Source organism: Candidatus Williamhamiltonella endosymbiont of Tuberolachnus salignus (assembly GCF_964019775.1).
GTDB lineage: Bacteria > Pseudomonadota > Gammaproteobacteria > Enterobacterales > Enterobacteriaceae > Hamiltonella > Hamiltonella defendens.
In genome coordinates, this window is record NZ_OZ026471.1 from 715962 (window position 1) to 734748 (window position 18787).

The window sequence follows — 18787 nt, forward strand, 5'->3', positions numbered from 1 at the left end:
GAATATCATGGATTGTCAGGTCGCTATATTGGCGGGAGGGTTAGGTACCAGATTAAAGTCGATGATGGGCTCTTTACCCAAACCTATGGTGCCAATATTAGATAAACCCGTTCTTGAGCACCAAATTGAATTATGTAAACAGCACGGTTTTGAGCGAATTGCATTATTAGTCCACTATCAAGCAGCAGTAATACGCTCCTACTTTGGTGATGGCTCAAGGTGGGGCGTTGAAATTGCTTATATTGAAGAGGCCGATGCGAGGGGCACAGCAGGTGCACTGAGAGATGCTCTTCATGTATTGAAAGATAAATTTTTAGTGCTTTATGCCGATACTTATGCTGATATCGATTTGAAACGTTTATGGCAGGCGGGAATTGAAACCGATGCTGTAGGAACGCTTGTAGCGCATCCTTGCGATTATTCTCATCATTCAGATTTATTGCAACTTGACGAAGCCAACTATATTAAGGCCATAAGACCTTATCCTCACCCAACAGACGTGTGTTATGAAAATGTTTCAAATGCAGCACTTTTCGTACTACAAAAAAAGTATTTGATAGACTTCATTCCAGCTCAGGGTCAATATGACCTCGTTAAAGATATCATTCAATCAATGATAACAGAAGGGTATAAATTTAAGGCTTACATTACCCTCGAATACATCAAAGATACAGGTACACCAGAGCGCTTAAAGAAAGTAGAGCAAGATCTGATGTCGGGTTTGCCAGAGCGATTATCTTTTCGTCAGCAACGTGTTTCGGTTTTTCTCGACAGAGATGGTACGCTCAATAAAGAAGTGAATTATTTGTCTTCTGCAAAACAGCTTGAGCTTTTGCCAGGGGCGGGTCAAGCGGTTCATCGGCTTAACCGTGCCGGATATCTGGCTATTTGTGTGACAAATCAATCTGTACTTGCCAGAGGAACGGCCACTTGGGAAGACATGCGTCAGATTCACGCTCACCTGGATCACTTGCTTGGGCAAGACCAAGCTTATCTTGATCGCCTTTACCTTTGTCCCCATCATCCAGACTCAGGCTTTTCAGGAGAAATCCCTGAGCTTAAAAAAGTATGCAATTGCCGAAAACCTAACTCAGGACTTCTTGATCAAGCCATCAAGGAATTGAATATTGATCGTCGGCCTTCCTGGATCATAGGGGATACCACCAGCGATATATTGGCGGGTCAGCGCGCGGGCGTACGTACCATATTGTTGCGCACGGGCCATGCTGGGCTAGACAACAAATATCCAGTAATTCCTGATTATATCTGTGATGACATTCTGTCTGCGGTAGACTGGATTTTATCCGGTCATGCCTATGTCGTAAAAAGATTGATGCCGGTTGCCATCGAGTTACAAGAGTCTCGTATGATGCTGATGGGCGGGCCTTCGCGCTCGGGTAAAACCATGGCATCTCAAGTGCTGAAAGAATTAATGGAAGCGATGGGGCGCACCGTTCACGTTCTTCCATTAGATGCCTGGCTTAAAGCAAAAGAGCAGCGCAGAGAGGGCGGAGGGGTCTTATCACGTTACGATCTTGATCGTTTGATTTCTTTTTTAAAAACATTACTGAGCACAGATAAACGCGTTAACTTAGAACTTCCGCTGTGGGATCGAAAAAAAAGAGAGCGAGTTTCGACTCGCTCTCTTTCGATTGGGCCTGATGATCTTCTGATATTAGAAGGGGTTCCCGCTTTGCTGCATCCCGCCTTAAGAGAAATGACCCCGCATAGACTACACCTAGATGTTTCCCAAAAAATTCGACACCAACGAATGCATTTTGAATATCAGTGGCGAGGTTATGATGCCTCTGAGATTGATCAATGTATCGCCTCTCGGGAAGAGGATGAAGTACCGGATGTATTGGCCGCTGCACAGTGTTCTCGTTATAGCATCACTTTTTCGGATTAATAAAAAATGATAGTCAGTAAAACTCCCTTGCGAATGAGCTTTGTCGGTGGGGGAAGTGATTTACCGGCCTTTTATCGAGAAGAGCTGGGAGCCGTTCTCTCCACTTCAATCGACAAATATATGTACATTTGTGTGAATAAAAAATTTGACGCAGGGATCAGGATTAATTATTCGAAAACAGAAGAAGTAGACTTCCCCTGACAAATTCAACATCCGCTCGTACGTGCAGCACTGACGCTCACAGGCATATCAGGTGGCCTTGAAATCAGCTCGATAGCCGATATTCCTTCAAAAGGATCGGGGTTAGGCTCTTCCAGCACCTACACAGTGGGTCTATTAAATGCGTTGTATGCGTTCAAAAACTCTTTTGTCTCCAAGGAGACCTTAGCAAGACAGGCTTGTCAAATAGAGAGCGTAAAATGTGGTGAACCCATAGGTAAGCAAGATCAATATGTGGCGGCTTATGGCGGACTTAATCTGATATGATTCCACGCTGATGAATCAGTATCGGTGGACCCAGTTATTTGCAAACCTGAATTATTAAGGGAGTTAGAATCATCTATTCTGGTTTTCTATACCGAGTAGAACACGCAGTGCGTCCGCCATTCTTGCACAACAATCGAAAGCAATCGCTTGTTCTGATTGTAAACCATTAATGCGGCGTATGGTTGAACTGGCTTTTGAGATTAAGAAAGAACTCGAGTCTCATTCTTTAAAAAATTTTGGCGCTATGCTAGACGAGAATTGGCGTCTTAAATCTCAGTTGGCTAATGGCATTACGGATCCTCAAATTGATGATTGGTATCAAAAAGGCATGACTCATGGCGCCGCTTTAGGTGGAAAAATTTTGGGGGCAGATAATGGGAGATGTATCCTGTTCTTTGCCCCACCAGAAACGCATGACAGGATCAAAAAAGCCATTTTGATCGAAATGGTGCTCAAATCGTTTTTTATCAACCTTCCGAAGGACAGATATTGTGACTGATAAAAAAAATTTTAATATCTCTGATTATTTAATTTCTCACGCCAATCTGGGAAAAGAACTTAATCTGAATGCTTTTGAAGCAGGGATTCAGCTTATTAAAGAAAAATTTTTTGCCAAACCGCTTTTGGAAACGATCTTTCTTATGAAGATATATTTTCAGGACAATTGGCAGCAATAGCGGATGAAGGAGATCTCCTTGTTGCGATCAGTGGGAGTGGAAATTCTTCTAATATTTTACGCGCTGTTGAATACGCGAATGCAAATAATATTGACACCTTAGGGGTGGTCGGATATGACGGAGGGAAATTAATACATCAAGCAAAATATTCTGTTTTAGTTCCTACATTTGATATGCAGCTTTGCGAAGATGTCCACTTGATGTTTGGTCATATGGTAATGAAAGCTTTGAGCATATTGTAAGGGACTCATTATTATGAGTCTCCACATTATCATAGCCGGAGGCTCAAGCAGTCGCTTGTGGCCTCTCTCCCGTGAGCTTTATCCTAAGCAATTTTTAACACTCACTTCTGAATTAACCTTATTACAACAAACTTTGTCACACAGTGGAATTATATTAGAACCAGTAGGGCGGAATACTGCCCCTGCGATTACCTTGGCCGCGCTATATGCAAGCAACAAGGGGGAAGATTCGTTACTTTTTGGTGTTGGCTGCGAATTCACCGCATTCAAGATGATTCCGCTTTTATTCGTGCGATTCAAATTGCACAACCTCTGGCTTCAGAAGGTAAATTAGTGACTTTTGGTGTTGTGCCAAATTCTCCAGAAACAGGATACGGTTATATCCAGAGAAGCGAAAATGTGGGTGATCATGCCTATAAAGTTTTAAGGTTTGTTGAAAAACCCGATTTGGCAACAGCAAAACAGTATTTAGAGGCCGGTGGTTATGATTGGAACTCGGGCCTCTTTCTTTTTAAAGCTTCCCGTTATCTGGAAGAGCTAAACCAGCATAGGCCTGATATTCTCATAGCTTGCCAAAAGGCGTTAGTGGGCGCGCATCATGATCTATCTCGATTTTATTCGTTTAGATGAAACGGCTTTTCAAGTTTGCCCTGATGATTCAGTAGATTATGCCGTGATGTAAAAAACCGCTGATGCGGTTGTGGTTCCGTTGGAAGCAGGCTGGAGTGATATCGGCAGTTGGTCGGCGCTATGGGAAGTAAATGATAAAGATGCGCAAGGGAATAACGTGCAGGGCGATGTGTTAACCGATACAACTTATAACAGTTATATTTATTCTCAAAGTAAGCTGGTTACCACGGTGGGTGTTAACAATTTAGTCGTGATCGAAACGAAAGATGCGGTACTGGTAGCACATAAAGATCAGGTGCAAAGGGTCAGGCAAATAGTCGATCAGCTTAAAAACAAAGGCCGGAGTGAATATTTAAAACATAAAAAAGTCTATCGCCCTTGGGGATCTCATGAGGTGATAGCCGAAGGGGCACATTATCGTGTCAAAAAAGTGATCGTGAAACCTAAAGAGCGCACCGCCACGCAGATTCATTATCATCGACCGGAACATTGGGTTGTTGTTTCAGGTACTGCCAGAGTGTACCATGATGACAGAACCTATTTGTTAAAAGAAAACGAATCAACTTACATTCCTGCAGGGGTAGCTCATGCGATTGAAAACGCCTGTAAAATAAACCCGCTTGAAATTATTGAAGTTCATACAGGGGCTATCCTTGATGAACGAGATATAAAACGGATTAATTCTATTAACGATAAAAAATAATAATGAAAATAACGATTATTACGGCCACCTATAATAGTGAACTGACGATTCTGGATACGCTGACATCCATCAATCAGCAGACCTATCGTGATATTGAACACATTATTGTAGATGGCACCTCAACCGATAACACCTTGGCATTGATAAAAAACAATATGGGCAACGTGTCTCTCGAGTCATATCAGAAAAAGATAAAGACACTTACGATGCGCTCAATAAAGGTATTTCATTAGCGACAGGAGATATTATTGGCCTACTCCATGCCGATGATTGCTTTGCTTATGATAAGGCATTAGCGGATATTGCCCATACTTTTAAAACGCATGATCCTGATGCCATTTATGGTGATTTAGCCTATATCCCGCGCTTTGGAAAAAGGCGATTAGTCCGAACCTGGATCAGTGGAGAATATACTGATAAAAAGTTTTACCAAGGTTGGATGCTCCCTCATCCCACCTTTTATATGAAAAGGTCATGTTACCAATCATTAGGTGGCTATGATCTCAGCTTAAAAATTGCCGCAGATTATGATGCCATGGTGCGTTATATGCTGATAAAAAAAATAACGGTGGTTTATATTCCCAAAATATTGGTTTATATGAAAATGGGGGGCATTAGCACACGTCTCTCAGATAAATATGCCTCGTTTAAAGAGGAGATGATAGTCATACAGCGTTATCAGTTAGGCGGATTTATCACGTTTATAAAGAAAAAATTATATAAATTGCCTCAATTTTTTTAATGATAAAAATTTTTTATTTCAGGATTACAGGAGTAAAAATGAAACTGTCTTTGATTGTTCCTGTTTTTAATGAAGAAGATGCCCTCCCTATTTTTTATCACACGGTTCGTGATTTTCAGCCTCTCTCTCAGTATGAAATTGAAATCATATTCATCAATGATGGTAGTCAGGATAAAACCTCTGATATTGCTGGTACCTTAGCGCTTGCTGATCCTCTTGTTACTTTAATTAATTTTTCAAGAAACTTTGGAAAAGAAGCGGCTCTTTTTGCAGGGTTGGTTCATGCTACTGGTGAGATAGTGATTCCGATAGATGTTGATTTGCAGGATCCGATTGATGTGATCCCTCTGATGATTGAAAAATGGCAAAAAGGCGCTGATGTGGTCTTGGCCAAAAGGTCAAAACGCCCTGCAGATAGCTATTTGAAGCGTATGAGTGCTTCGATGTTTTATAAAGTACATAACAAAATATCTTCGCAAAAAATAGAAGAGAACGTAGGGGATTTCCGCTTGCTTTCTCGTCAAGTTGTCGACGAGATTAAAGCCCTGCCAGAACGAAATTTATTTATGAAAGGCATACTCAGTTGGGTAGGCTTTAGAACAGACATTGTCGAATATAGTCGAGCAGAACGTATTGCCGGTGTCAGTCAATTTAATGGTTGGAAATTATGGAATCTTGCTTTGGAAGGGATCACTTCATTTTCGACTGTTCCCTTACGTATTTGGTCATATCTCGGGCTTGTCGTTTCTGGTGTTGCTTTTATCTATGCGGCATGGATGATTTTTAATAAGTTGATATGGGGTAATCCTGTTCCTGGATACCCCTCTTTGATGACAGCCATTCTTTTCTTGGAGGCGTTCAGCTCATTGGTATCGGTGTGTTGGGTGAGTATATAGGCAGGATTTATATGGAAAGTAAAAAGAGGCCACGATATATCATAGAAAGTATTACAAGGAGTAAATAGTAAATTATGAAAGATAATAAAAATATGATTTTTTATCTAGTACTGACACTGATATATATATTTCCATTAATCCTGGCAAATGTGTATTACATCGATGATATGGGTAGGGCCATGTCTGGGTATGGTTGGAACCATAGCTATGATGGAAGAATTCTATCAACTTTATTGATGCAAATGCTTTCTTTAAACACAATTATAGGCGATTTATTTCCTTATACCACTATTCTATCGGCATTGATATTCACCACCTCAGGGTATTTTACTTGCAAGATATCAGGAATAGAAGATCAAAAAAAAATAAAAATATGTTCTTTCATCCCTTTAGTGAGCCCCTTTATTTTACAAAATCTTTCCTATCGTTATGATTGTTTACCTATGTCAATATCAGTCATAGCTTGTATTATTCCTTTTTTATTTTTTAGTAATCAATATATATTTATAATATTATCAATAATAGGGCTTTTAGTTTCAGCTTTCACTTATCAGTCTTCTATTAGCATATATCCTATGCTATGTATCATAAAATCGATTAGAGATTTGATTGACAAAAAACACCAGGAAGTAATTAAAAATATTTTTTTATCAATAGTGAGTTTTTTTATCTTTCTGCTGATGTTTAAAATAATTCAAATATTATTTTCAATACAAATTGATGAATCTAGATCTGATTTGGTTTTTTCTACATCAAACCCATTTGAATTAATAAAAAATAACATAAGACGCGTAAAAAATAGTGTATCCATACTAAATTATGGCATAACAAAATTTAATGTATATGGATTATCTACATTAACATTTTTATCTGTCATTCTTTTTTTATTTTCACCTGTAAAAATCATCAATAAATTAATATTAATATTTTTATTATTTGGATTACCAGTTATAAGTATATTAATTCCCTTACTTCTTAAAAATACAAATGTTTCACCAAGAGTTCTTATTGGTATATCTTTTATTCCATATGGATGTTTAATTTTTATTTCAAGACTGTCAAATAAAATGTGTACCTATATCGGTACATTTATTTTTCTCACAGCATTACCCATTATGTCTAATTACTCAAATGCTTTATTATCTCAAAACAAATATGAATTAGAAATGGCCCGTAGAATTTTTAATAAAATTGACATTAAAGACCAGAAGATAGTTGTTGATGGTATTTTTACTGAGTCGTCTGAGGTAAAAATTGCTAAAAAGAATTTTCCTTTCCTTAACTCAATAATACCTCATCACTTTTCTGAATCTTGGATTGGTCTTTTATTAAACTTAAACGGTATAATTAATAATGGAAGACATCTACCAACCCCTGAAGAATCAAAATCAGCTCGTAATAAAAAATGTTTGATCCCTATTACCGATACTCATCACCATTACATTATTAGAAGTGATTTAAAAAATATTGTCATAGATTTTAACAAGGAAAAATGTGATTAAATAAGCTGAATGTTATAAAAATATTTAATAATAAAAATACGTTTTCAGTAATGTCATTTTTGCTTATTTTCATACTTTATTGGATCGCAAATCCAAATCCTGGATAAACATCTTTCTGGATTGTCGGATTAGCAAATTATATGTGGAAGAACATGTTTATTGCTGCTTTTTATGATATTAATACAGGAATAAGAACTGTTGATAAAACAATTTTTATTAATTGATATAATTTTTTAAAAAAAGAAATTTTTCTGTTTTAGCTGAGACCTATAAATATTAATAGATGATTAATACAACAACTTAAATTACATGCATTTTTTAAATAAAGCAGTGATTTAGATCCAATCTCTGTTAGAACAGTGTTATAACATAAAGTCATTTTACTGATTTAATTTTTTAAGAGATTTAATAAATAAAGGTAAAAAATTGAAAACATCAAAAAAAATCGCCATTTTAGGCGGATCGGGTTTTATTGGCACTCGTTTATGCCAGCGTTTAGTCGAGGCGAATAATGATTTTGTTATTTTAGATAAAAATAAAAGCGCCGCCTTTCCTGAAAAATGGCAATTTGCTGATGTGACTCAACCATCCAGCTTAGATAAAACTTTGTTAGGCATCGATATGATTATAAATCTTTCTGCTGAGCATCAAGATAACGTGGAACCTAAGAGCCTGTACTACGATGTCAATGTTCAAGGGGCAAAGAATCTGTGTGATGCCGCAGAGCGTTTAAATATTCAGCATATGGTTTTTACTTCTTCCGTGGCTGTGTATGGTTTTGTTGAAAACGAAACGGGCGAAGACGGGGCTTATCATCCCTTTAATGATTATGGAAAATCAAAATTAGCCGCAGAGCAAGTTTATGATGAATGGGTGGCCAAAGATCTCAATCGAACCTTGGTTACGGTCAGGCCAACCGTGGTGTTTGGCGAAAATAATCGCGGGAATGTCTATAATCTTTTCAAACAAATCGCCTCAGGGCGATTTGTGATGGTCGGGAAGGGAGAGAATCAAAAATCGATGGCGTATGTCGAGAACGTAGCAGCATTTTTACAGTATGTGCTCACTTTGCCTCCCAATCGCTATCTTTTTAATTATGTCGATAAACCGGATTTTACGATGAATGAATTAACAGATATTATCTGCGATACATTAAATAAAAAGAAAAATCATTTGCGGTTGCCTTATAGCCTGGGTTTATTGGCGGGTTCCTGCTTCGATTTATTGGCTAAAATAACAGGAGAAAAATATCCCATCAGCCGTATTCGAATTGAGAAATTCTGTGCTCGAACCCAATTTAAATCAGATGAGATCAAACAATATGATTTTAAACCCCCCGTATCTCTAAAAGAAGGGATTATTAGAACAGTGCGTGAAGAATTTTGAATGAATCGGATTGATGCCGATGATCAATGTAGAATGAGTCAACATGACGTTAATGCTTCATAAAAAATGGAGGAAGTGATGACCACACTTTATGATGATGATTTTTATGGATGGAGCCAAGAACAGGCAAATTTGCTCCGTACAAAGCGTTTTAATGAGTTAGATACCGGAAATTTGTTGGAGGAAATAGAGGCAATGGGTCGAAGTGAACGCAGGGAGCTGGAATCTAGACTTGAAAAGCTACTGTCTCATCTCCTTAAATGGCAATATCAACCCAGCCGAAGAGGAAAAAGCTGGCTGCTGACGATTAAAGAACAACGTAGAAAATTTGTCGATTGCTTGAATGAAAATCCTAGTCTGAGAAATAAAAAAGAAGAGCGTCTTATAATCGTATACCAGTACGCAAGGCTTTCTGCTGAAAAAGAAACAAACCTCTCAGAAAGTGTTTTTCCTGATCAATGCCCTTGGACGTTTGATCAAATTATGGATAATGGATTTTTCCCAGAATAATGGTTTCTATTGTTTTAAGAAATGAAAAATCTTCATAAAATAAAAAATTTTAATGACAGATAAAAACATGAAAAGTGCCTCCTGTATTCCAGCATTCTTTTTTATTTTCTTTTGAAGATGTATTCATAACCTCCTTTTCGGGCATGGTTTTGAGATCATCTTTTTGAAACAGAGAAAACTCATTGAGTAAACATCTTGGTATCTGCTCTGCCTGTGCGTTAAAGTGAACAATCAATAATAGAATAAAAGTCAACAAATGAGTTTTGATCATAACTATTCTTTAGCCTCCATAATGATGAAAAATATTTTGTGGGATTGATATGATTTACTTTGGGTGAAAAAATCAATTTTTTCAAATCTTGATCAAATATGTTTGATATTACCCATGGCGACGACAATACGGGACTCAACCGATACTGTTCTCCGATGAATCATTCATTTTATAACTTTAAAAGCGCAATTATGCCTAAATTATCCTGTTTTAAAGCTTATGATATCCGTGGGCGCTTAGGTGAAGAACTCAATGAAGAAATCGCCTATCGCATTGGTCGAGCTTATGCGGAATTGACTAAAGCCAAAACCGTCGTCGTGGGTGGTGATGTGCGTTTAAGCAGCGAAAGCCTCAAGTGCGCCCTCTCTCGCGGTTTACAAGCAGGCGGTGTAGATGTGTTGGATATCGGTGTCTCAGGTACAGAAGAAATCTATTTTGCTACCTTTCATCTTGGCTTGGACGGGGGTATTGAAGTCACTGCCAGCCACAATCCCATCGATTATAATGGGATGAAACTCGTGCAAAAAGGGGCTCGCCCTATCAGTGGCGATACAGGGCTCAAAGAGATCCAAAAACTAGCTGAATTAAATGCATTCTCACCTCTAGAACACCGTTCGACAGGCTGTTATAAAAAAATCTCGACCATGACAGCCTATATCGATCATTTGATGAGTTATATCACGCCTGCCCATTTCACTATGCCTTTAAAGTTAGTGGTGAACAGTGGCAATGGCGCCGCAGGCCCTGTGATTGATATGCTAGAAAATCGATTCAATACGCTCAAAATGTCTTTGACACTGGTCAAAATGCATCATCAGTCGGATGGCACTTTTCCTAATGGGATCCCAAACCCACTGTTGCCAGAACGCCGCCAAGCGACTTCCGATGCGGTGTTGGCAGAAGGTGCTGATATGGGCATCGCCTTTGATGGTGATTTCGATCGCTGTTTTTTCTTTGATCATCGAGGCCAATTTATTGAAGGGTATTATATGGTCGGCTTGTTGGCAGAAGCTTTTTTACAAAAAGAACAGGGCGCCCGGATTATTCATGATCCCCGTTTAAGCTGGAACACCATCGATACAGTGAAGGCGTATGGGGGTAAAGCGGTTATGTCGAGAACAGGCCATGCGTTTCTTAAAGAGCGTATGCGTTCAGAAGATGCCATTTATGGCGGCGAGATGAGTGCCCATCATTATTTTCGCGATTTTGCTTACTGTGACTCTGGGATGATCCCCTGGCTGTTGATTGCCGAGCTCCTGTGTGTCAAAGGCCAAAAACTACAACAACTGGTGGAAGAACGCATGGCGGCTTATCCTGTGTCTGGTGAAATTAATTGCCAGTTGGCGAATCCGACTCAGGCGATTGAGCGTGTTCGGGCCGCATATCAACCAAATGCGTTGTCTGTAGATGAAACGGATGGTATCAGTATGGAATTTAAAGATTGGCGTTTTAATCTTCGCTCTTCGAATACGGAACCTGTGGTTCGGCTTAATGTAGAATCACGTGCCAATAAAGCGCTGTTAGACGAAAAAACCGCTGAAATATTAACGTTATTAAATGCTCGATAATGATATGGCACTTTTAACAAAGTTGAGTCATTGAATCGTAATGTTTTTATAAAAACTACCCAGTTCTTTACGGTGAATATGAAATAAAAATAATCTTCTTTCTGGATGAAAAATAATATCAAGCACTACAATGGGTGGAAAACACAGATTATCTCATTTTTAGCCATTCTGGACCTCATGCCGACTGACTACCCGTTCAAAGCTGGAGCGCGGTCCGACTATTTCATCCATTCAGAGCCACTAGCCCCTAAATTATACTCTATTGTCACTGGGACATGCTGAACTGAGAGGGTTGAGCTAGCCTTATTTCCTGTTATCCATTGTTCAGTTTTATCCGAAAAGTTGTACTCTCTATTGCTGGTTTTAAAAAAAAAGCTGGAGAAAAATTCTCTTAGAGTTATATAGACATTATTTACCCCAGTTATAACCCCTGCCATTGAATTTTTTGTCGAGTTATTAAAGCACCCCAATTTTGAACTATTAACTGTTGTTATTTCTGAAATTTTGCACATAATACACTCTCATTTTAGTAAATTTAAATTAAAAAATTTTTAATCTTTTTTTTAAAAAGGTTTATTTTTATTTAACTAAAATAAAGGCTATAAAACCATCAGGTAAAAACCTGATTAAATGAAATAAAGTGCGCGTTTTTTATATTTTTTGATGGCGCTTCAATAAACTTGATTTCAGCTTCTTTTTTGTCATTTCTTTTCTTAACGTTTTTAAATTACTCTGTTATGGCACTGTTAACAAAAAAGCAACTTATAATTTTTTAAAAGTGATGTCCGTGTGCTCATTTATTTTATAAGGCACCGCCTGTGCTGCCAGTATCACCAGCGTGACTCCGTTCAAAAGTACTAAGAATACACTATCCTCTTCTCACCTCTAACATTGAAACTTTTACCCATCTATCACCCTACCTTCAATGTGATTGATAGCTTGATTGCACTGAAAATCATATCAAACACCATTGCAAAGCAAAAAAACTTATGTTAGTGGTTATGATCAAAAATTGAGTTTTAGCGGGCATGCAACAGTGTATTTACCTTTTTTAAGCAAACTCTACTGATAACAACGACAGGCAATCCCCTGGATTCCTAAATTGCCATAAAATTCGTGAGGAGAATGAGGAGAATACGGATGACATCGAGCCTCTTTAAACTATAAAGGCTGTAATAACGCTCAATATGGAGCTGCAATCTAAAAAACGGGGTGCATTGATGTGAACAGTCTAAAAAAAATCACGAATTCTCTTCCTGATACGACTCAAGCTTCTGATGTTTTGCCGCCACAGTTCGTGATGTTATGGGAAACTTCACAGGAGCCTTGGGGAGTCAAGGATGTTGATTCAAAATATATTTACGCTAATCGCGCATATTACCGTCTTCTTAATATTAATCCCGCAACGTTCTGTATTGTCGGTCACCTTGATGATCAATTACCCTCACCCATAGCAGATTTCGCCCCTCACTTTCAACAGCATGATCGCCAGACAATGCAACGACAGGATCGTCTTTGCTCGATTGAAATCCACCCATACGAACCTGATCAATTGATGCGCCCTTATTATTTTGACAAGTACCCACTCTATGAAGCGCATAGCCGACTGTGTATTGGTACCATTTTTCACGCCAGAAAAGTTGAGGAAATTTTACTCAAAAAACGATTATTACAGGATGCTAAACCCGGTTATTTTTTATTTTATCCGCCGGAAAACATATTTACCGAAAAGGAACTCGAGGTTATTTTTTGTGTGTTGCAAAATATGAGTAGCAAGCTCATTGCTCTTCATCTGGGGTTATCTCACCGTACGGTGGAAAATAAACTACAGGTAATTTACGAAAAAGCAGGGACTCACTCTTTGTCTCAATTCAACGATTACTGCAGGGATAAAGGTTATCATCATTACTTTCCACAAAAACTTCTGAGCCCCGACAGTAAGCTACTGGATATGAGTCTTTAGGGGCACTATGATCTCCATTCAACGATTCCTGACAAAAAACAGGGATCGTTAGTCCTGATCTGGCGAGAGACAAGTACTGAGTGTGCCCGCCGCTTTGGCCCTTATTCTCACTGTATTGCCCGGCATATAGCCAAGTGGCAGAGATTCCAGCTCGATAATTCTGACCGTATCAGGTATCGCTCCGGCTTCCACTGCCGCTTTTCGTGCCTGTTTTTCCGCCTGCAACAAACAGGCTTCCAGCGTCTCAGTACCGGTAGAAACAATAGTGTCAACACTACCACTGACCTTAGCAATCGCAACACCAGTGGCATTCGCTACTGAGGCATGCGCAGGCCTTATCACCTTTGAAGCTCCTCGCAATCCGATGGGTAACAAGCAAGCTCCACCACCCACCAAAATGACCGGCATATCACTAAGAGAGGTATTCATTCGTTCCAGGGTTCTCTCCACCATTGCCACATAGTGGGAGGCGACCCGTTGCATCTGTTTGGAACAAAGGTGAGCCAGTTTGCCCGGATCGCCTATATTAGCCCAACCATTCGCTACCGCGATATCGGTCACGGTCAAGGTGTCACCACCAAACACGAGCGAATGCTGAGTCAACTGGTAACCTACACTTTTCGGTCCCACATGAATCGTACCATCAGAGTCGAAAGTCACTAAAGAGCCACCCCCTAGACCGATCGAGGTAATATCCGGCATACGAAAACTGGTACGTACTCCACCAATTTCTGCTGCTAGCGAAGATTGACGAGGGAACCCGTTTTTTAATACACCCACATCAGTAGTGGTGCCACCAATATCTACCACCAGTGCATCCTCAAGATCCGTTAACATGGCAGCACCACAGATGCTATTGGTTGAACCAGAAGCAATCGTCAGAATAGGGAGGCGTCGTGCCTGTTTGACTGGCATTAAGGTGCCATCGTTTTGACCAAAATAAAGCGGAGCACTGATGTTGTGCTGCAACAGCGTTTCCTTAAATCCGTTGGTCAAACTTTGAGCCACACCGCAGAGAGCTGCATTCAATATCGCCGCATTTTCTCTCTCGAGTAAACCGATACAGCCGATTTCTGATGATAAAGAGATCGCAATATCAGGCCTCAAGATCTCCTGAGCTATTTCTCCCACTAGACGTTCTTGAGTATCCATCACCGGGGAGAATACACCACAAACCGAAACTGCGCTGACCAGACCTTTTACCGAGTAAAGCTGGCGTCGGATCATTTCTTCATCGAGTACTGCCAGTAGCTGGCCATCATAGTGATATCCACCTGAAACGGTAAACAGATGTACCGATAACTTTTCACGAAAATTTGCCGGTATATTAACCAAAGGAAGCACTGCCAGAGTTGCGGGGGCACCTAGACGAAAGTGTGCTACAGGTTCAAGATTTTTGCGTTCGACTATAGCGTTGGTACAGTGGGTTGTACCCAGCATCGCCCGATCAATTTGGGCGGGATTGATTGACGACTGGGCAAGGATGACTTCAACTGCGCGCCCAATGCCTTGCATCACATCAGCAGTGATGGGCTGTTTAGTAAAGGCCACTATTTCCTGCTGAGAGTTTAGTAGTACCGCATCAGTATGAGTGCCCCCCACATCAATACCCATCGAATAATTCATTAGATCGCTCCTTTAGGTGCCATCGCTAGCATCTCAACGGGTTTATAATCATCAGGGTAGTTAAAATAACCTGGCCCACATACTTCGATACCTCGCGAAGTGCGCCATTTATCGTCAGCAGGGGCCCCAATCACCACCACACGCATACCATAACTCAGCCTTTCAGCAAGAACCGGCAAGCCCGTGTCCTCGTCAAGCAGGATAATTAAATCAGGGGTGATACATAGTGGTATTTCTTCCTGTTTTGCCAGAAGGTATTCATTTTGAAACAGCACTTCAAAGCGACCGCCGACATTCTCGTCTACACCTGTAAAAATCGCTATCCCACGAGTAAACCCATCTTCGCTGCGCTGATTTACCCGTATTGCCTTGCCACGAAACAAAACATGGCCTCTGAGTAAACCGACCAAGGTATCCACTAAATTCTCTCTGGCTGCGCGAGCCTGCTCCATCCTTTTACCGATATGCCGCATAAAACTGATTGTGCCTTTTATACCTGAGTTTCTTGCCTGTGTGGGTGAAATAGGCGAAGCGGCAAAAATCGCGGCACCTCCCATTTTCACTGTCACTGCACGGGCAAATTTTTCAGCCTGATGGCTGTCGATAGCGTCGACCAATACGGTGTTCAATTTTTCATCTGCTATGATAAAGGTTGAGACGTTAATCCCATCGAGATAAAAGGTGGTCATCTGAAATTCTGGAAACGCACGGCCCATGCCATCAACGTCGACCACAGGTAATCCCAAACGACAGGCGGTTACCAGTGGAAGCAGCGAGTTAATACCACCTGCTTCAATAGGATAAATGCCAGCAATGGTACGGCCCAAGTGCTTTTCCATACACTGGCAAGCGACAATAGATTCTTCCCCGTTTGGGATTTTTTCTACCATAACAGTCGGTGAGCCTATCATGCCAGTGGATAAAAGCAGCTCGTGCGTTTGGAATACCTCGGAGTCAAGCAACCGAATCGGCCCATGCTGTTGAATTGCCTGCTGTGCCATAATTTTACCGATATAGGGATCTCCGCCGCCGCCACTGGCGAGAACAGAGGCACCATAGCTAATATGTTCTATCGCTTCCAAGTCTAGCCAGGTCATTTGACAGCCTTTTTAAAGGGATAACCGTTAAGCAGCGCGTAAACCGTTATCGACACCAAAAGTGAATTCAAAGAGGGAATACCCATCTTAATCATCAGCCCGGTTAAGATCCCAGCCAAACAAGCAATGACTCCGTTCCAACCCACGGCTGGAAGGATTTTTGGGTCAGGCAGCTGTTGCTGACGAAGACTTTCATCAAGTTCCACCCGATGAGTTTTCAATAGCCAATAATCGCACAACATCACACCAGCGACAGGGGGAAATATGACCCCCAGCAGTATTAAAAAACCGGTAAATTGCTCAAGAATGCCTGCCACCGTCAGCAATGTGCCAGCTGTACCGAGCGCGAGTGTTAATCCGACATAGGATAACCTGCGGCCACTGATGCCTTCTACCGCACTGAGCAGGGCCAGAGAAGAGGAGTAAAGATTGGAGTCATTGATTTTTAACGCCGACAGTATGACGGCCAACAGACCAATCCAGCCAGCGGTTTGTGTCATAATGGTCACTACGTCGGAGGTATTAAGAGCGTGGGCAATAAGTATCGCGATACTATTTACCACGAATTCACCCACGATGATAGACAAAGTAATCATCCAGAAAACATGACGACTATTTTGACAATAGCGCCCAATATCAGCTGTGGTGACAGAGGTGACGATATAGCCTCCTCCCACTGCAGTCGCTGCCATACCCAGGGTCATTGGCTGTCCTGTAGGCAGGGTGGTCATCAATTCGATTAAATGATATCCCGCCAGCAGTTCACAGACGATCCAACCTACGACCAGCATAAACAAGGGCACTGTAACTATAGCTATCCATCCCAGAGCTCGAAATCCGAATGTCATTAATGCCGTTAATCCCAATCCCGACATTAGGGCACTGGTAACAAATCCTGGCTTATTATTCAGGGCATAGTTCAGACCATTCGCTAAAATAGCATTCTGTACACCAAACCAGCCTATTAAACTCAAAACGATGAGTATGCTGACCATAGATGACCCATAAAGGCCAAATCCGCACCATCGTGCTAATTGACTGGTAGAAAACCCCTCACGTGCTCCGGCAATTCCGAGTCCCAAACTCACAAATTCCAACAGCATACTTCCAAGAAAAGTTGCCAGCAAAGCATCATAAAAAGGCATAGCATGGCCCAGCATGGCACCCAGCATAAATTGTCCAAGGGCCGTCATAATCCCAATACGCACCATGACCATGGTAAAAAGACTGTAGCGGCAATCCAATGGTACGCGCATAAAAGAAAAATCATGGGTATTAGGTAATTTATTTTTCATAATTTCCACCAATGGTTAGGTATTGTTTAGATAAATCACATTCGTTTAATTCGAGGAGGTAGCTGGGACATATCCTATGAAAAATAAAAAATTCTTTTCAAACGTTTATGTCAAAAAAATTTTTCATGCTGATACCCTGAAAATACCAATACCCTTTATTGATAAGCAAGGTTAACTGTGTCATAAAATCGTTATCATCTATGAATTTTCTAAGCATATATCCATTAATCGTCGTGTTATGCGCCATGATATTCCATGCGTCAGCATAATTCGATGCAAGTGATTCACCGTTGAGAAAATAACGATCGCCGATGTGTAACATGCGTAGACCCATTAAGCGGCATAATGAAATATCCTGCTGCAATATTGATTGAACTTGTGATGGTTGATAAACCTGAGCCGCGGGAGCCATAGGTAAATCGTAAGATGATTGAGACATCTGCTGACCAAACCAGGTTTCGAGATCATCTCGCTGCTGTAGTAAAAATTGGTTCATTATGTTTTGAATGGCGGTAATATCTTGAGGCAGAATTTCTGTAGGGTCGTCACGCATAAGCAAATCAGGAGAGGGGGAATACTCAATGCCTCTATGATTTTTGTCTGAAAGAGACTCAGTCCAGTTCCTTATCATACGAAGGCTGTTGTCTGTCCACAAATTAATGCAGTAGCTCAAGGCAGTTTCTGACGAAATTGCTTCATGGGGAAAGCCCTTGGGGATATACAAAACGTCACCAGAGACCAGCTCTTCGTTAATAATCGATGGGAAAAAATTCTTTTGATCGTAGTGGACAACCGATGATAATGGATTCCATATACGCCATCGGCTGCGCCCTATACCTTGAATAATAAATACGTCAGATGTTTTAGCATATAGGCCTAGCCCACCCCCGGGTACTGAAAAAGACACCGTTAAATCTTCTCTGTACCAATCGGGAAAAGTACGAAACAAATACATGAATTCTTCAGCAGGTCTATGCCAATGATTAATTGCCTGAACCTTTAGTGACCAGTTATGCCGACCTAACGATTTATATCCATTGAAAACATTATGCACTACTTGACATTTTCCATTAACCTTTTTAATGAGCTGGCTCTCAAGTGCTTTTTCTATCACCAGTTTAGCCAGCTCATCAGGTGAAACTGGGTTAATAAAATTAACAACAGCTTGCTTTAACAACATAGGATGCTTTTGCCAGTAATGTTGTAAAAAATCCTGCCAGTTTATCATCAGATACATCTTACTTGCCTTCCCCCCCTATTTATAGCTAGGCAAAATTAATAAAA

Annotated in this window: 17 protein-coding genes and 4 pseudogenes; 15 read left to right on the forward strand and 6 right to left on the reverse strand. The window is 40.5% G+C overall.

All coding sequences use genetic code 11. The annotated features are described in order from the left end of the window. The first annotated feature begins 7 nt into the window (after positions 1 to 7). From AACL23_RS03365 to AACL23_RS03420, 13 genes and pseudogenes are all read left to right on the forward strand, one after another. On the forward strand, positions 8 to 1909 hold the full coding sequence (locus AACL23_RS03365) for an HAD-IIIA family hydrolase (protein WP_100096003.1): 1902 nt from the start codon (positions 8 to 10) through the stop codon (positions 1907 to 1909). A gap of 6 nt (positions 1910 to 1915) precedes the next feature. Next, positions 1916 to 2110 carry a hypothetical protein gene (locus AACL23_RS03370; protein WP_171770458.1) on the forward strand — a complete coding sequence of 65 codons (195 nt, stop codon included), beginning with the start codon at positions 1916 to 1918 and terminating at the stop codon, positions 2108 to 2110. A gap of 30 nt (positions 2111 to 2140) precedes the next feature. Continuing rightward, positions 2141 to 2395, forward strand: a complete 255-nt coding sequence (locus tag AACL23_RS03375) for a hypothetical protein (protein ID WP_422389640.1) — start codon at positions 2141 to 2143, stop codon at positions 2393 to 2395. 169 nt (positions 2396 to 2564) lie between these two features. After that, positions 2565 to 2894: a hypothetical protein gene (locus AACL23_RS03380; protein WP_193432620.1), complete on the forward strand. Its 330-nt coding sequence runs from the start codon at positions 2565 to 2567 to the stop codon at positions 2892 to 2894. Continuing rightward, positions 2887 to 3072, forward strand: coding sequence for a hypothetical protein (locus tag AACL23_RS03385; RefSeq protein WP_100096002.1), 186 nt, complete (start codon positions 2887 to 2889; stop codon positions 3070 to 3072). The genes AACL23_RS03380 and AACL23_RS03385 overlap by 8 nt, the downstream gene beginning before the upstream one ends. Beyond that, positions 3060 to 3314 carry an SIS domain-containing protein gene (locus AACL23_RS03390; protein WP_202972859.1) on the forward strand — a complete coding sequence of 85 codons (255 nt, stop codon included), beginning with the start codon at positions 3060 to 3062 and terminating at the stop codon, positions 3312 to 3314. The genes AACL23_RS03385 and AACL23_RS03390 overlap by 13 nt, the downstream gene beginning before the upstream one ends. Before the next feature lie 13 nt (positions 3315 to 3327). Further along, positions 3328 to 4647: pseudogene (locus AACL23_RS03395) on the forward strand (mannose-1-phosphate guanylyltransferase/mannose-6-phosphate isomerase). A 2-nt stretch (positions 4648 to 4649) separates the two neighbouring features. Then, positions 4650 to 5389: pseudogene (locus tag AACL23_RS03400) on the forward strand (glycosyltransferase family 2 protein). Between the two features lie 38 nt (positions 5390 to 5427). Continuing rightward, positions 5428 to 6353, forward strand: a pseudogene (locus tag AACL23_RS03405) (glycosyltransferase family 2 protein). A gap of 6 nt (positions 6354 to 6359) precedes the next feature. Next, a complete protein-coding gene (locus AACL23_RS03410; RefSeq protein ID WP_339050150.1) occupies positions 6360 to 7787 on the forward strand; it encodes a glucosyltransferase domain-containing protein in 1428 nt (475 codons plus the stop codon). A gap of 56 nt (positions 7788 to 7843) precedes the next feature. After that, positions 7844 to 7957, forward strand: a pseudogene (locus tag AACL23_RS10210) (DUF6056 family protein); the annotation flags it as partial. A gap of 256 nt (positions 7958 to 8213) precedes the next feature. Further along, positions 8214 to 9173: an NAD-dependent epimerase/dehydratase family protein gene (locus tag AACL23_RS03415; protein ID WP_100095998.1), complete on the forward strand. Its 960-nt coding sequence runs from the start codon at positions 8214 to 8216 to the stop codon at positions 9171 to 9173. A 78-nt stretch (positions 9174 to 9251) separates the two neighbouring features. Continuing rightward, positions 9252 to 9683, forward strand: coding sequence for a DUF29 domain-containing protein (locus tag AACL23_RS03420; RefSeq protein ID WP_100095997.1), 432 nt, complete (start codon positions 9252 to 9254; stop codon positions 9681 to 9683). Between the two features lie 49 nt (positions 9684 to 9732). Here the strand turns inward: AACL23_RS03420 and AACL23_RS03425 are convergent, their stop codons facing one another. Continuing rightward, a complete protein-coding gene (locus AACL23_RS03425; protein WP_100095996.1) occupies positions 9733 to 9954 on the reverse strand; it encodes a hypothetical protein in 222 nt (73 codons plus the stop codon). 191 nt (positions 9955 to 10145) lie between these two features. On the opposite strand from AACL23_RS03425, the gene cpsG reads away from it, so the two are divergent. Next, the gene (gene cpsG, locus AACL23_RS03430) at positions 10146 to 11522 is read left to right on the forward strand and encodes a phosphomannomutase CpsG (RefSeq protein WP_100095995.1); all 1377 of its coding nucleotides are present in this window, start codon (positions 10146 to 10148) and stop codon (positions 11520 to 11522) included. 218 nt (positions 11523 to 11740) lie between these two features. Here the strand turns inward: cpsG and AACL23_RS03435 are convergent, their stop codons facing one another. Continuing rightward, the gene (locus tag AACL23_RS03435; RefSeq protein ID WP_100095994.1) at positions 11741 to 12034 is read right to left on the reverse strand and encodes a hypothetical protein; all 294 of its coding nucleotides are present in this window, start codon (positions 12032 to 12034) and stop codon (positions 11741 to 11743) included. Between the two features lie 710 nt (positions 12035 to 12744). Between AACL23_RS03435 and AACL23_RS03440 the strand changes: the two genes are divergently transcribed. Continuing rightward, positions 12745 to 13485 (forward strand): helix-turn-helix transcriptional regulator, encoded by a 741-nt coding sequence (locus AACL23_RS03440; RefSeq protein ID WP_100095993.1) that lies wholly within the window; start codon positions 12745 to 12747, stop codon positions 13483 to 13485. A gap of 48 nt (positions 13486 to 13533) precedes the next feature. Here the strand turns inward: AACL23_RS03440 and AACL23_RS03445 are convergent, their stop codons facing one another. The 4 genes from AACL23_RS03445 to AACL23_RS03460 form a co-directional block, all read right to left on the reverse strand. Beyond that, entirely contained in the window at positions 13534 to 15111 is a 1578-nt protein-coding gene (locus tag AACL23_RS03445; RefSeq protein ID WP_339050154.1) for a hydantoinase/oxoprolinase family protein, read from the reverse strand. Further along, a complete protein-coding gene (locus AACL23_RS03450) occupies positions 15111 to 16208 on the reverse strand; it encodes a DUF917 domain-containing protein (protein ID WP_339050156.1) in 1098 nt (365 codons plus the stop codon). The genes AACL23_RS03445 and AACL23_RS03450 overlap by 1 nt, the downstream gene beginning before the upstream one ends. Then, positions 16205 to 17503 carry a purine-cytosine permease family protein gene (locus tag AACL23_RS03455; protein ID WP_422389620.1) on the reverse strand — a complete coding sequence of 433 codons (1299 nt, stop codon included), beginning with the start codon at positions 17501 to 17503 and terminating at the stop codon, positions 16205 to 16207. The genes AACL23_RS03450 and AACL23_RS03455 overlap by 4 nt, the downstream gene beginning before the upstream one ends. Before the next feature lie 97 nt (positions 17504 to 17600). Next, positions 17601 to 18740, reverse strand: coding sequence for a JmjC domain-containing protein (locus tag AACL23_RS03460; protein ID WP_100095990.1), 1140 nt, complete (start codon positions 18738 to 18740; stop codon positions 17601 to 17603). Positions 18741 to 18787 lie beyond the last annotated feature (47 nt).

Coding starts and splice junctions, on each gene's coding strand:
- AACL23_RS03450 (WP_339050156.1), bottom strand. CDS start 16,208: ATGACCTGGCTAGACTTGGAAGCGATAGAACATATTAGCTATGGTGCC.
- AACL23_RS03460 (WP_100095990.1), bottom strand. CDS start 18,740: ATGTATCTGATGATAAACTGGCAGGATTTTTTACAACATTACTGGCAA.
- cpsG (WP_100095995.1), top strand. CDS start 10,146: ATGCCTAAATTATCCTGTTTTAAAGCTTATGATATCCGTGGGCGCTTA.
- AACL23_RS03380 (WP_193432620.1), top strand. CDS start 2,565: ATGCGGCGTATGGTTGAACTGGCTTTTGAGATTAAGAAAGAACTCGAG.
- AACL23_RS03370 (WP_171770458.1), top strand. CDS start 1,916: ATGATAGTCAGTAAAACTCCCTTGCGAATGAGCTTTGTCGGTGGGGGA.
- AACL23_RS03445 (WP_339050154.1), bottom strand. CDS start 15,111: ATGAATTATTCGATGGGTATTGATGTGGGGGGCACTCATACTGATGCG.
- AACL23_RS03425 (WP_100095996.1), bottom strand. CDS start 9,954: ATGATCAAAACTCATTTGTTGACTTTTATTCTATTATTGATTGTTCAC.
- AACL23_RS03435 (WP_100095994.1), bottom strand. CDS start 12,034: ATGTGCAAAATTTCAGAAATAACAACAGTTAATAGTTCAAAATTGGGG.
- AACL23_RS03455 (WP_422389620.1), bottom strand. CDS start 17,503: ATGAAAAATAAATTACCTAATACCCATGATTTTTCTTTTATGCGCGTA.
- AACL23_RS03410 (WP_339050150.1), top strand. CDS start 6,360: ATGAAAGATAATAAAAATATGATTTTTTATCTAGTACTGACACTGATA.
- AACL23_RS03365 (WP_100096003.1), top strand. CDS start 8: ATGGATTGTCAGGTCGCTATATTGGCGGGAGGGTTAGGTACCAGATTA.
- AACL23_RS03420 (WP_100095997.1), top strand. CDS start 9,252: ATGACCACACTTTATGATGATGATTTTTATGGATGGAGCCAAGAACAG.